This window comes from Nocardia sp. NPDC005366, from assembly GCF_040606855.1.
GTDB lineage: Bacteria > Actinomycetota > Actinomycetes > Mycobacteriales > Mycobacteriaceae > Nocardia.
Genome location: NZ_JBEXFQ010000002.1, coordinates 43,677 through 56,435, shown reverse-complemented (window position 1 = coordinate 56,435; position 12,759 = coordinate 43,677). Strand labels below are relative to the sequence as shown.

Here is a 12,759-nt window from a genome sequence, read left to right as displayed (position 1 = left end):
TGTCGTGTCTTGGCCCCGCCGGAACGAGCCGGGCACGCGGCCGAGTTCAGCCGGGCGGTGTACCGTACTCCGGCATGAAATCTCGGCGGATCACAGTCGGTGACCGAGCCTGGACCGTACGGGTCGACGGCCCGGAGACGCGGCACAGTGTGCTGCTGTTACCCGACGCCGGTGACCCGGTGGACGTCTTCGATCAGGTATGCGCCCGGCTGCACAATTCGGACCTGCGCACCATCGCGGTGGAATCCATCGAGGGGCTCGACGGTCCCGCGGTGCACGCCATCCTCGACGAACTCGGCGTGCCCTACGCCAATGTCGCCGCGCGCGGCGAGGGCGCGGCGCTGGCCTGGCAGGTCTGCTCGGGAACCTTCGGCCGGTTCATCAGCCTGGTCGTCGCCGACCGGGGCCATCCGGCCGTGCCGGGCGCCGACGGCGTCGTCGCCGACGCGAGCTGCCGCCCGATGGAACTTCCCGTGACGGTGCTGGTGACCAAGAACCTGCCGCGTGCGGTGGCCGACGCGTCGGGGCGATTCGTCTACGGCGAGTTCCGGGTCGTCGAGGTGGACGTGGACAACGTCGCGGGCGAGGCCGACCACGAATTCGCCACCGAGATCGTGCTACGCACCAGCCTCTGGTGAATCGGTGGCGCGGTGGTAGGCCGCGAGCCATTCCAGCCAGTTGTCGAGTTCGGTGAACGCCTTCGCGCGGGGTTCTGCCGAGGACAGGAAGACGTCGTGGCGGGCGCCGTCGATGGGCACGATATTGGTGCGATCGCCGATGCAGCCCGCCCAGCGCTGGATCTGCCGCACGTCGAGCACCACGTCGGCCACGTCGGCGGCCGGTCCGTACTCGCGCATGAATTTGGTCATCCGCGAACGCAGGATGAGCGAAGGCACACCCACGTCGAGTCCCCTTTGCAGTTGGGCGTGGCCGCGACGGATCGCGCGCAGCCACCCGAACCGGACCGGGAATCCCGACAGCGGCTTCCAGTCGAGGTTGTAATCCCATTCCCCGGACACCGTGCGGTGCAGGCTGTCGCCGTAGGTGCGGATTTCGGCCCCGGGCAGGGCGACCATCGATCGGACCCGGCCGAGGGCCTTGATAACGGGGGTGCCAACGGTGCGGTAGTACGCGGGGCCCTGCAGATCCAGCCACGGGCTGTTGAGAACCAGGCCGGTGATGCCCGCGGCGGCGCTACCGGATTTCCTGTTGAGCCGGTCCAGCCACAGCGAGGTGATCAGTCCGCCGGTGGAATGCGCGACGATCAGCAGGGGTGCGCCGGTCTCCTCCTCGATGATGCGCGTGGACTCGTCGAGTTCCGCGTCGTAGAGCGCGAGATCGGTGACATAGTGCGGGGTCTGCCCCTCGCGTAGCGAGCGTCCGCATTTGCGTAGGTCCAGGGCGTAGAAGCGGTGGCCGCGCGCGGCGAAATGTTCGGCCAGGTGCCGCTGGAAGAAGTAATCGGTGAAACCGTGCACGTAGAGCACCGCGGCCTCGGCGGCTTTCGCCCCGGTTTCGGGGGTGTGGCGCACCAGCGTCGCGACCGCGTCGCCCTCGCCGTCCGGGTCAGGGCCGAGGGGCAGGGTCCGCTGCTCGTAGCCAGTCCCGAGGACGTCGGGCTGCCACTGCGCCCGGCCCGTGATGTCTGACACCTTGAATGAGGTTTTTTCGGTCACGTGTCCCAATCTAGGCGACATTTGTGGCGCGAACATGTCGGATCACCCAACCCGGGGAGGAGGCATCTACGTCACATTCGCCCGATTTCCTGCAGGTTGCCGCAGTGGCGAGGTGCACAATTGGCAGTAGGTGAACGGCGGGTAACCTCTTCTCCGCCAGCATTTCGAGCCGAAGCGACACGCCAGGCTCGGCAACAACCGCATAGCGCCCGTGCCCAGGCAGGTCCACCCAGCCGGTGGGTCTGCGCAGAAGTGACAAGGAAGTCGATCTACCCGTGCCGAACGCTGCCGTCACAGAGAAGACCGATGTCGTCCTCATCGGTGCAGGAATCATGAGTGCCACCCTCGGCGCGCTGCTTCGCCAGCTGCAGCCGGAGTGGTCGATCTCGCTGTTCGAGCGACTCGACGCCGCCGCCGCCGAGAGCAGCGACCCGTGGAACAACGCAGGCACCGGTCACTCTGCCCTGTGCGAACTGAACTACAGCCCGCAGAACGCCGATGGTTCGGTCGAGGTGAGCAAGGCCATCGACATCAACGAACGCTTCCAGGTGTCGCGCCAGTTCTGGGCCTACGCCGTGGAGAACGGCGTGCTGAGCGACCCGTCCGCGTTCATCAACCCGATTCCGCATGTCAGCTTCGTGCACGGCGCCTCGGACGTGGAGTACCTGCGCAGACGCTACGAGGCGTTGTCGCGTCATCCCCTGTTCGAGGGGATGGAGTACATCGACAGCCCGGACGAGTTCAGCAGGCGGTTACCGCTGATGGCGCGCGGTCGTGATTTCTCCGATCCGGTCGCGCTGAACTGGACCGACGCGGGCACCGACATCGACTTCGGTTCGCTCACCAAGGAACTGCTGGCCTACCTCGGCGCTACCGGCGCGGATCTGGCCTTCGGTCACGAGGTGCGCAACCTCTCCAAGCAGGCCGACGGCAGTTGGCTGGTGAAGGTACGCAACTCCCGCACCCGCAAGGTCCGCACCATCGCGGCGAAATTCGTCTTCGTCGGCGCGGGCGGCGGCGCCCTGCCGCTGCTGCAGAAGTCGGGCATCAAGGAGATCAAGGGTTTCGCCGGCTTCCCGGTGAGCGGTCAGTTCCTGCGCTGCACCGATCCGGGACTGATCGGTCAGCACGAGGCGAAGGTGTACGGCAAGGCGGCCGTCGGCGCGCCGCCGATGTCGGTTCCGCATCTGGACACCAGGATCATCGACGGCAAGGCCGGTCTGCTGTTCGGCCCGTACGCGGGCTGGACGCCGAAATTCCTCAAGGACGGCAGCAACGGCGATCTGTTCAAGTCGATCAAGCCGGGTAACCTCGCCCCCATGCTCGGCGTCGGCCTGACCGAGTTGTCGCTGGTCAAGTACCTCGTCTCCGAGCTGCTGAAATCGGCCGCGGGCAAGGTCGACACGATGGAGGAGTTCATTCCGCGTGCCGACGGGCGCGACTGGGAACTCATCACCGCCGGACAACGCGTACAGATCATCCGGCGTAAGGGCGCTGGCGGCGTACTCGAACTCGGTACCGCGGTGATCGCGTCGGAGGACGGCAGCATCGCGGGTCTACTCGGCGCTTCGCCGGGCGCGTCGACGTGTGTGACCGCCATGCTCGACGTGCTGCAGCGCTGCTTCCCGCGCGAGTACGGCGAGTGGACGCCGAAACTCGAGACGATGATCCCGTCGCTGGGTGTGAAGCTCTCGGAGAACAAGGCGCTGTTCCAGGAAGTCTGGGATTGGACCTCCAAGTCGCTGAATCTCACGGATGTGGCGGTCGACACGCAGAGTCGCGTCGAGGTCGCGCCGACCGCCTTGGTGTGATAGCAAGACGCGATGATGTCAACGGTTGCTCTCAAACGGTCATGGTCTCTCGATCTCGATACCGCCACCCTGTATCAGCTGTTGAAACTTCGCGTCGAAGTCTTTGTCGTGGAGCAGAAGTGCGCGTACCCGGAGTTGGACGGCCTCGATCTGCTGCCGGAGACCCGGCACTTCTGGCTCGACGACGAGGGTGAAATCATCTCGACCCTCCGACTGCTCGAAGAGCACGAGAACGGGGTGAAGAGCTTCCGCATCGGCCGTCTATGCACCGCCGCCCCGGTACGGGGCCACGGTTACACCACCAGGCTGCTCAAGGCGGCGCTCGCGGAGGTCGGATCGGCCACCGTCCGCATCAACGCGCAGACCTACCTCGTGGATATGTACGCCAAATTCGGGTTCAAGCCCGACGGCGAGGAGTTCGACGACGACGGCGTCCCCCACCTGCCGATGCGCAAGGGATAGCCACCCGGTGTCGTCCGCGCCCGCTCCGCACTCGCGGGGCGGGCGCGGCTGTGTCGACTGCCGCGAATAGTGTGAGGGGTATGTCCGTGTCCCACGTCGAAACCGCACCGTCGTCCCAGTCTGCCGGGCCGCGCGGCGATCTCGAAGCCGGGTTCCCGTTCTCGGCGGTGGTCGGGCAGGAGCAGCTGCAATTGGCGTTGATCCTGTGCGCCGTGCACCCGGGAATCGGCGGTGTGCTGGTGCGCGGGGAGAAGGGCACCGCGAAATCGACCGTGGTCAGGGCGCTGGCGCAGCTGCTGCCCCCGGTGGTGGACGAGACCGGCGCGCGGCCGGCGCGGCTGGTGGAACTTCCGGTCGGCGCGACCGAGGATCGGGTAGTCGGATCCCTGGATCTGGAGCGGGTGCTGCGCGACGGGGAACACGCGTTCCGGCCCGGACTGCTGGCGGCGGCTCATCACGGCGTGCTGTACGTCGACGAGGTCAACCTGTTGCACGACCATCTTGTCGACGTGCTGCTCGACGCCGCGGCGATGGGTCGGGTGCATATCGAACGCGACGGTGTCTCGCATTCGCATCCGGCGCGGTTCGTGCTGGTCGGCACCATGAATCCCGAAGAGGGCGAACTGCGCCCGCAACTGCTCGATCGCTTCGGCCTGACCGTCGACGTGGTCGCCTCCCGCGACGTGGACGTGCGGATGGCCGTGGTGCGCCGCCGCCTCGACTACGAGGCCGACCCCGCCGGATTCGCGGCCAGCTACGCCGCCGCCGATCGCGCGGTGGCCGACGGCATCCTGACCGCCCGCGACCGGGTTGCGCGGATAGCGCTCGATGACGCCGAACTGCGCCGGATCGCCGCGCTGTGCGCGGCCTTCGACGTCGACGGCATGCGCGCCGACCTCGTGGTGGCGCGGACCGCGACGGCGTACGCCGCGTGGCGGGGCGGCGAGGCGGTGACCGAGGAGGATGTCAGGATCGCCGCGGAACTCGCGCTGCCGCACCGGCGGCGGCGCGACCCGTTCGACGAGCCCGGCATCAGCGATGAGCAATTGGACGACGCGATGCGTGACGCCGCCGCGGAGGTCGACCGGGCCGAAGCCGAGCGCGCCGACGATCCGGGGCGGCGCGACGGCTCGGACGATCGCGCGCGGACCGGCGCCGACGCCGCGACCGACGATGCGCCCGAACAGCATTCGGACGCGGGCGACCCCACGGGTTCCGATCCCGACGACGATCCCGATACACCGCCCGACGGTCCGCGCGGCGGGCAGTCCCGCGAGAACCGCACGGGGACTCCGGCATCAACGACCTCGGCGGCGCCCCGCTGGGAAGTGCCAGGCGTCGGCGATGGCGCGCCCGGCCGCCGCTCCCGCGCCGAGACACGGTACGGCAGGATGGTTCGCCCCAGCACCGAGACCTCTGCGGGACTGCATCTGCTCGGCACGATTTTCGCGGCGGCCCCGCATCAGCATCGCCGTGGCCGCGTCGAAGGCCCGCTCGAACTCGCGCCCGAGGATCTCCGCGGCGCCTATCGCGAAGGGCGCGAAGGCAATCTGATCGTCTTCGTCGTCGACGCCTCCGGGTCGATGGCGGCGCGAGACCGGCTTTCGGCGGTCACCGGCGCGATCGTCGCCCTGTTGCGCGATGCCTACCAGCGTCGCGACAAGGTCGCCGTCATCACCGTGCGCGGCGCGGAAGCCGAACTCGTCCTGCCGCCGACGTCGTCGGTGGATATCGCGGTCCGTCGTCTCGCCGGTCTGCGCACCGGGGGGAAGACGCCGCTGGCCGCCGGACTGCTGAAGGCCCGCGAGGTGGTGCGCCGTGAACGCGTGCGCGATCCGCGGCGGCGTCCGATGCTGGTGCTGCTCACCGACGGCCGCGCGACCGGCGGGATCGATCCGGTCCCGCGTGCCCGGGCCGCGGCGGCGTTGCTGGCAGGGGACGCGGTGACCGCGATGGTGGTCGACTGCGAGCGCGGCATGGTGCGCCTGGGGCTGGCCGCGGACCTGGCCCGCGACCTGCGCGGGGGCTATGTCCGGCTGGCCGAGTTGACCGGCGATTCGGTGGCTGGCATCGTCCGCGCTGGCCGTCCGGGCGGCAGTCCGACCGCACGCGCCGCCTGAACCGATGCCGCACCGGCTCGCGGAAAGCGCTGGCGGACCGACATTTCGGCTGCCGACGCCCGCGCCGGGTGAAGGACCGACGAATAAGGAGATTCGATGCCCAAGGGTGTTCCGGAAACCGTTCCGGAGGACGGGCTGACCACACGGCAGCGCCGCAACCAGCCGGTGCTCGCGGTGCATACCGGGCCGGGTAAGGGAAAGTCGACGGCGGCGTTCGGGATGGCGCTGCGCGCCTGGAACCAGGGCTTCGACGTCGCGGTCTTCCAATTCGTGAAAAGCGCGAAGTGGAAGGTGGGCGAAGAAGCCGCCTTCCGCACCCTGGGCCGACTGCACGAGGAAACCGGCGCAGGCGGGTCGGTGGAGTGGCACAAAATGGGTGAGGGCTGGTCGTGGACCCGCAAACAGGGCAGCGACGAAGACCATGCCGCCGCCGCGCTGGCGGGCTGGCAGGAGATCGCCCGGCGGCTTCGCGCCGAACAGCACCGGTTCTACGTCCTGGACGAATTCACCTACCCGCTCAAATGGGGCTGGGTCGATATCGATGAGGTCGTGCGCACGCTCGTCGAGCGACCGGGAAACCAGCACGTCGTCATCACCGGGCGTGACGCGCCCCCCGCGCTCGTGGAGGCCGCCGATCTCGTCACCGAGATGTCCAAGGTGAAGCACCCCATGGACGCGGGGCGCAAGGGTCAGCGCGGAATCGAATGGTGAGGCGCGCGCGGGTGGTCTCGGCTCGGGGTGTGCGGTGAACGTGCCTGCGGTGGTGATCGCCGCGCCCGCCTCCGGCAGCGGGAAGACCACGCTGGCAACGGGTTTGATCGGTGCGCTCGGGCGCGCCGGGCATCGGGTCGCGCCGTTCAAGGTGGGACCGGATTACATCGATCCGGGGTATCACGGGTTGGCTGCGGGTAGGCCGGGACGCAATCTGGATCCGGTACTCGTCGGCGCGCAACGCGTGGTTCCGCTGTATCGACACGGCGTGCGGGGCTGTGACCTGGCCGTCGTCGAAGGGGTCATGGGCCTGTTCGACGGTCGTATCGATGAGAACCATTCCGGCCCGGTCGCCGAGGGATCGACGGCGCAGGTCGCGAGTCTGCTCGGTGCGCCGGTGGTCCTCGTGGTCGACGCGCGCGGACACAGCCAGAGCCTCGCTGCCCTGCTGCACGGTTTCGCCACGTTCGACACCTCCGTCCGGCTGGGCGGTGTCATCCTCAACCGCGTCGGCAGCGAACGTCACGAACAGGTGCTGCGCGCGGCCTGTGCCCGAGTGGGCCTGCCCGTTCTCGGCGCGCTACCCCGGATGGCCGAATTGGAAGTGCCTTCGAGGCATCTCGGCCTCATCCCCGCCGTCGAACACGGCGCCGCCGCCACCACGGCGGTGGCGGCCATGACGGATCTGGTCGCCGCGCATGTCGATCTGTCCGCTATCGCGGAGTTGGCCCACAGCACGGTCACCGGTCCGGCTTGGGACCCGGCGTCGGAGGTCGAGGCCCTCGCGCGGGACCTGAGCGCTCCCACCGGAGTCGGCGGCGCGGGCGGACCGGTGATCGCCATGGCCGGTGGGCCCGCGTTCACCTTCGGCTACGCAGAGCATCGTGAATTGCTGGCGGCGGCCGGTGCGCGCGTCGTGGTCTTCGACCCGCTGCGCGACGAATTGCCGGACGGCACAGCGGGATTGGTACTGCCCGGCGGTTTTCCGGAGGAGCACGCTGCCGCCCTCGCCGCCAATGCCGCACTGCTGAGGGCGGTACGCGAGAGGGCCTCGAGCGGCCTTCCCGTGCACGCCGAATGCGCGGGTCTGCTCTATCTGACCCGCTCGCTGGACGGGCACGCGATGGCCGGAGTCGTCGACGCCGACGCGGAATTCGGTCCGCGACTGACCCTCGGTTACCGGGAGGCGGTAGCCCTCGTCGATTCGCCGCTGTGGCGCACCGGCGAACGAGTCCGCGGTCACGAATTCCACCGCACCCGGCTGATAGCGGCAGCCGCCGCCGATTCCGCGTGGGGCTGGCGCGGCGGCCTCGGCGAACGCGTCACCGAAGGGGCCGTGGTGCGGCATGTGCACGCCTCGTATCTGCACACCCATCCGGCCGGCAACCCGGCCGCGACGCTACGTTTCGTCGCCGCGGCGGCGGAGTACGCCCGCCGGTATGCCTTCCGCTGAGCACCCCGCGACGGCGGTGACCACGGTGGGGGATGACCGTGGGCTACCCCGCGTCGCGGTGGGACTCGGCCTTCGCCCCGCGACCCCGGCGGATCGTATCGTGGCGGCACTCGGCGACCTCGGGCGCGACTTCCGCATCCACTGCCTCGCCACCGTCGATCGCCGCGCCGCCGACAGCGGTGTCCGCGACGCCGCGCGAACACTGGCCGTACCGCTGCACGTGTTCACCGCCGCCGCGCTGTCGCGCGTCGAGGTTCCGCACCCGTCCGAGCGCACCTCGACCGCGATCGGCGCCCCGAGCGTCGCCGAGGCCGCCGCCCTGCTGTCCGGTGGTGGTCCGCTGATCGTCGCGAAGCGAGTCATCGACGGCGTGGTGATCGCCGCCGCCCTTGTCGTCGATGCGCCCCCGCCTCGGTAGACCCTGCCGCCTCGGTAGACCCCGCCGCCTCGGTAAACCCTGCCGCTTCGGTAGCCCCTGCGCCCTCGGTAGGCGCTGCTCGGTAGGCGCTGCGCCCTCCATGGACACAGCCCTCCGTGGACACAGCCTTCCGTGGACACAGCCTTCCGTGGACACAGCGCCGCGGTAGTTTCGACGCACGCGGGATAGGTCGCCGAAAGGTCAGGGCGCCACCGATGTCCAGTCGGCGAATCCGGTGGGATCGTGACGTCCGAGACTTCCGTGTTCGAAAAGCCCCCAGCCTTCGGCTTCCCCGCAACGGGCGTGCGCGACGTGGTCGGTCACGCCGTAGGGGATGCGGGCCGCGACGGCGGGATCGGTGAGGTCGTAGCGGCTGGTGCTGGTCCAGTCGCGGCCTTTCCACTGGCCGTGCTGCCAATCGGGGTCGCCGCTGTAGCCGCAGCCGACGTGCAGCGGGACACCGATCCCCGGGGTGATCTCGACCTCGAGCGGTTTGCCGTCGGGGGTGGTGAGGTCGAGTCGGGCGCTGATCGGGACGCGGGTGCCGGAACGGTAGCGCAGGGAGACGCGGGGCCAGCCGAGTTGCTCGGTACGGCCGTCGGGCCAGACGCGCACCGCGTCGTTGAGCGTCCTTGTCCCGTCCGGTTCCTCCTGCACGATGACGATGATGGCGAAATCGTCGAACCGCAGCGGTGCGTACATCCACCAGAAGCCGCCGGACGGCTCACTCGCCGCGCGGCCCGCCGGTTCGGCCTCGCCGACCGGGCGGATACCCCACGAGCGGTCTCGGCTGCCCGTCCACACCGCCGGATCGACGGTGACATCCTCACCCTCGACACTCAACGTCCCCGACCAGGAACCGACCTGGGCGAAGCGCGACGCTTCGATGATGGGGCGGTTGCCGTTGAGCACGAGGTGGGGTTGTTCCTGGACGACGGGGAAGGCCCCGGTCCAGGTGAGGTCGAAGGCGAGTTCGTCGTGTTCGCAGACCACCCTGATCCGGTGCAGCGCTTCGACGACTTCGACGCGGTACCCGCCGACCTTCATATCGAGGCCGCGCTCGCCCAGTGCGTCGGAGAAGCGCACCGTGCGATGGATATCGCCGCGGCGCACGCACGCGTAGGCGTCGGTCACCCCGAGGTTCGGGTAGACGCCGAATCCGGTGATCAGGAATAGACCCCCGTCGCGATTGTGGGCGTTGAAATAGCTGCGGTCGTAGAAATTCCTGTCGCTGGTCGCCACCCGGGCGAACGGCAGCGCGGTCTGGTGGATGGCGTATTCGTCCAGGGGTGAAGGCATGGTCAGTCCCATTCGTAGGTTCCGTCGAGCAGCGCGGCGAGGCTCGCCCGATGCATCACGTAGTCGTCGCGGTCCTCGGGTGCGGTGGCCTCGCCGAAATGGATCATGCGACGGGTGACCCTCGCCATCACGATGGCGTGCCGAAGGGCGGCATAGACCAGGTAGAAGTCGAGATCGCGCACGCGATGTCCGCTGAACTTCTCGTATTCGGCGGTCACGACGTCGCGGCGTAGGAAGTCCGGCAGCCCCGGCTGGCCGAATCGGACGGCGAGATCCTGGAAGAAGCGGTGGATGAAGATCACCCACGCCACATCGAGTTCGCGGGGTCCGATCGCGGCCATCTCCCAGTCGAGTACGGCGGCCGGTTCGAATTCCCGGTAGATGATATTGCCCGGTCGCGCGTCGCCCCAGCTCAGCACATCGGGGCCGGGGTCGGCGGGCCAATGGTCCTCCAGCCAGGCGAAGGCGCGTTCGATGATCGGAATCTCGTAGCCGTCGTCGGCCAGCGCCCAGCGGTACCAGGCTTTCTGGGCGTCCACATGCCTGCGCAGCGACTGCCCGGCACCGTCGAGCATCGGGAAACGCGTCGCGGGATCGGGGATGGCGTGGATCTTCGCGATCACCTCGATGGTGTCGCGGGTGAGTCGATCGCGCTGCGCGGCGTCGGCGTCGAAGAGCCAGCCGACGAAGACGTAGGGCGGATTGTCCGAAGGAACCCGCCCCGCCACCCGCTTCATCACGAAAAACGGTGATCCGAGCGCTGTGTCGTCGGTTTCGAGCCAGCACAGTCCCGGCACCGGCACATCCGTCGCGGCGGCGACACCCTCGATGACGTGGTACTGGGTGGCGAGATCGTAGGTTTGGAAAACCGGGAAGGAATCGTCCTCGGGCGCCATTCTGGCGACGAACGATCCGCCCTCCTCGCGCCCGTCGACGCTCCATTCGGCATCGAAGAGTATCGACGTGCTCGACATGCCGCCCGATTGCGGCCGAGTCAGCGCGGAGACCTTCGGCGGGTGATCCGCGCCGACCCTGGCGCCGAGCCACCGGGACAGATCATCGGCGAGATGGTCGAGATCGCGCTCGCTGATGGTCAGCTGACGCCGCTCGGTGGGATCTGGATCGTCGGCCATCGGTGTCCTCCTGCTGTCGCGCGACTCCGCGTCGAACCGCGAGCAGGGACCGCCGGCCGCGGAACTGCCCGGGATACGGACTGTAACGCGTTCTAGTTGCCCTCCAGGGCGGAAATCCGGAGAAATCCCGGCGGGATCTCGACACCGTCCGCCGCACGACGCACCGCCGCCGGGGTGCGCCGCCCGGACCCGATGCGGGGCGCGATCATTGGATGGTGATGGCGTCCAGGCGCGTGCGCAGGAAATCGGCGGAGATCACCGGCGGTTGCCCGGTGACCTGCCCGATCGGCGGTTCCAGCGGCGTCACCACCGCGTCGTGGTCGAGTTCGTAGAAGTAGATCAACGACACCAGATCCTCGTCGGGGGCCTGCGGTTGCGGCGGCAGCACCCGATGCCTGCCCGACGGCCACCGCTGCCCACTCCAGTAGGCGAGCAGGTCGCCGATATTCACGGTGAGCGCGGCGGGGTCGTACGGTGCGTCGGCCCAGCCCTTTCCCTCGGTATAGACCTGCAGGCCACCCGCGCCGGGTTCCCGGTCGAGCACGGTCACGGTGCCGAAATCGGTATGCGGACCGATGCGGAACTGTCCCGGTTCGGGTGTGCCGACCTTCGTCATGGGCGGGTAGTGGTTGATATTGCAGGTCCAGGTCGGGCGGGTGGTCATGGGGGCGAACGAATCGGCGGGCAGGTTCAGTGCGGCGGCGAAGAGCGAGAGCAGTTCATCCGACAGCGCGTGTACGGCGGTGGTGTACGCCTCCATCAGCTCGCGGAGTTCGCTGACCTCGGCGGGCCAGACATTCGGCAGGAACCACAGATCGTCGACCACGGGGTCGCCGGTCGCGGTGTCCGCGCCGACGGCGTAGGTCTCCTTCAGATCGGGGAGAGTCTCGGTGCCCTCGGCATAGCCGTTGGCCTCCTTACCCGGTCCGATCCAGCCGCGTCCGCCCACGGTGACGGCGTACCGCTCTTTCACCTCGTCGGGCAGCGCGAAGAACCGCCGTGCGGCCGATCGCGCCGCGGCGGGCAGGCCTTCGGGAATTCCGTGGCCGTACACGACGAGGAATCCGGCCCGACGCAAACCTGCGTCGACCTCGCGTTCGACGTCTGCCGCCGCCGTGCCGCCCGCCCGCCACCGGGCCAGGTCGATGGATGTGATGGCATTCATGCGATGTCGGCTCCGCTCGGGTCGGCCACGCCGATATCCTCGAACCACAGCGCGGGCTGGTCGGTGATGAAGGCGGTCATCAGGTCGACGCAGCGCTGATCCTCCAGCACGGTGACGGCGACGCCGTGCTCGATCAGCCAGTCGTGGCCGCCGTGGAAAGTGGTCGACTCGCCGACGATCACCGTCCCGATCCCGAATTGGCGCACGAGACCGCTGCAGTACCAGCACGGCGACAGCGTCGTCACCATGATGGTGCGGCGATAGTCGCGCCGTCGCCCGGCCGCCCGGAAGGCATCGGTTTCGGCATGGATGCTGGGATCCCCGGATTGCACGCGACGATTGTGCCCACTGCCGAGCAGGACACCGTCGGCGTCGAACAGCGCCGCGCCGATCGGGACGCCGCCTTCGGCGAGTCCGTTCAGCGCTTCCTGATAGGCCACGTCGAGCAGTCGATTCGGCATCACCTGGGTCATGGCTCAACCCTCCGGCCGGCCCAGGTCTCTGCGCAACG

General features: G+C 68.7%; 12 protein-coding genes. 7 read left to right on the top strand and 5 right to left on the bottom strand.

All coding sequences use genetic code 11. The annotated features are described in order from the left end of the window. Positions 1-74: 74 nt before the first annotated feature. The gene (locus ABZS43_RS02500) at positions 75-638 is read left to right on the top strand and encodes an alpha/beta hydrolase (protein WP_355034035.1); all 564 of its coding nucleotides are present in this window, start codon (positions 75-77) and stop codon (positions 636-638) included. Here ABZS43_RS02500 and ABZS43_RS02495 read toward each other — a convergent pair. Further along, positions 618-1,676 carry an alpha/beta hydrolase gene (locus tag ABZS43_RS02495; RefSeq protein WP_355034034.1) on the bottom strand — a complete coding sequence of 353 codons (1,059 nt, stop codon included), beginning with the start codon at positions 1,674-1,676 and terminating at the stop codon, positions 618-620. The genes ABZS43_RS02500 and ABZS43_RS02495 overlap by 21 nt on opposite strands. A 275-nt stretch (positions 1,677-1,951) precedes the next feature. On the opposite strand from ABZS43_RS02495, the gene mqo reads away from it, so the two are divergent. The 6 genes from mqo to ABZS43_RS02465 all read left to right on the top strand — a co-directional run bounded on the left by mqo (position 1,952) and on the right by ABZS43_RS02465 (position 8,651). Then, entirely contained in the window at positions 1,952-3,487 is a 1,536-nt protein-coding gene (mqo, locus tag ABZS43_RS02490; RefSeq protein WP_355034033.1) for a malate dehydrogenase (quinone), read from the top strand. Between the two features lie 12 nt (positions 3,488-3,499). Then, on the top strand, positions 3,500-3,949 hold the full coding sequence (locus ABZS43_RS02485; protein ID WP_355034032.1) for a GNAT family N-acetyltransferase: 450 nt from the start codon (positions 3,500-3,502) through the stop codon (positions 3,947-3,949). A gap of 86 nt (positions 3,950-4,035) precedes the next feature. Beyond that, a complete protein-coding gene (locus ABZS43_RS02480; RefSeq protein ID WP_355034031.1) occupies positions 4,036-6,069 on the top strand; it encodes a VWA domain-containing protein in 2,034 nt (677 codons plus the stop codon). A 96-nt stretch (positions 6,070-6,165) separates the two neighbouring features. Continuing rightward, on the top strand, positions 6,166-6,780 hold the full coding sequence (cobO, locus tag ABZS43_RS02475) for a cob(I)yrinic acid a,c-diamide adenosyltransferase (protein WP_355034030.1): 615 nt from the start codon (positions 6,166-6,168) through the stop codon (positions 6,778-6,780). A gap of 34 nt (positions 6,781-6,814) precedes the next feature. Further along, complete coding sequence (locus ABZS43_RS02470) at positions 6,815-8,233, top strand: cobyrinate a,c-diamide synthase (protein ID WP_355034029.1); 1,419 nt, start codon at positions 6,815-6,817, stop codon at positions 8,231-8,233. Further along, on the top strand, positions 8,220-8,651 hold the full coding sequence (locus ABZS43_RS02465) for a cobalamin biosynthesis protein (RefSeq protein ID WP_355034028.1): 432 nt from the start codon (positions 8,220-8,222) through the stop codon (positions 8,649-8,651). The genes ABZS43_RS02470 and ABZS43_RS02465 overlap by 14 nt, the downstream gene beginning before the upstream one ends. 201 nt (positions 8,652-8,852) lie before the next feature. On the opposite strand, the gene ABZS43_RS02460 is transcribed toward ABZS43_RS02465, so the two are convergent. The 4 genes from ABZS43_RS02460 to ABZS43_RS02445 form a co-directional block, all read right to left on the bottom strand. Beyond that, on the bottom strand, positions 8,853-9,950 hold the full coding sequence (locus ABZS43_RS02460; RefSeq protein ID WP_355034027.1) for a hypothetical protein: 1,098 nt from the start codon (positions 9,948-9,950) through the stop codon (positions 8,853-8,855). A gap of 2 nt (positions 9,951-9,952) precedes the next feature. Continuing rightward, positions 9,953-11,083, bottom strand: a complete 1,131-nt coding sequence (locus tag ABZS43_RS02455) for a phosphotransferase family protein (protein ID WP_355034026.1) — start codon at positions 11,081-11,083, stop codon at positions 9,953-9,955. A gap of 205 nt (positions 11,084-11,288) precedes the next feature. After that, complete coding sequence (locus tag ABZS43_RS02450) at positions 11,289-12,248, bottom strand: 2-oxoglutarate and iron-dependent oxygenase domain-containing protein (RefSeq protein WP_355034025.1); 960 nt, start codon at positions 12,246-12,248, stop codon at positions 11,289-11,291. After that, the gene (locus tag ABZS43_RS02445; protein WP_355034024.1) at positions 12,245-12,721 is read right to left on the bottom strand and encodes a nucleoside deaminase; all 477 of its coding nucleotides are present in this window, start codon (positions 12,719-12,721) and stop codon (positions 12,245-12,247) included. The genes ABZS43_RS02450 and ABZS43_RS02445 overlap by 4 nt, the downstream gene beginning before the upstream one ends. Positions 12,722-12,759: the final 38 nt, after the last annotated feature.

Coding starts and splice junctions, on each gene's coding strand:
- ABZS43_RS02460 (WP_355034027.1), bottom strand. CDS start 9,950: ATGCCTTCACCCCTGGACGAATACGCCATCCACCAGACCGCGCTGCCG.
- ABZS43_RS02465 (WP_355034028.1), top strand. CDS start 8,220: ATGCCTTCCGCTGAGCACCCCGCGACGGCGGTGACCACGGTGGGGGAT.
- ABZS43_RS02445 (WP_355034024.1), bottom strand. CDS start 12,721: ATGACCCAGGTGATGCCGAATCGACTGCTCGACGTGGCCTATCAGGAA.
- cobO (WP_355034030.1), top strand. CDS start 6,166: ATGCCCAAGGGTGTTCCGGAAACCGTTCCGGAGGACGGGCTGACCACA.
- ABZS43_RS02500 (WP_355034035.1), top strand. CDS start 75: ATGAAATCTCGGCGGATCACAGTCGGTGACCGAGCCTGGACCGTACGG.
- ABZS43_RS02485 (WP_355034032.1), top strand. CDS start 3,500: ATGATGTCAACGGTTGCTCTCAAACGGTCATGGTCTCTCGATCTCGAT.
- ABZS43_RS02455 (WP_355034026.1), bottom strand. CDS start 11,083: ATGGCCGACGATCCAGATCCCACCGAGCGGCGTCAGCTGACCATCAGC.
- ABZS43_RS02450 (WP_355034025.1), bottom strand. CDS start 12,248: ATGAATGCCATCACATCCATCGACCTGGCCCGGTGGCGGGCGGGCGGC.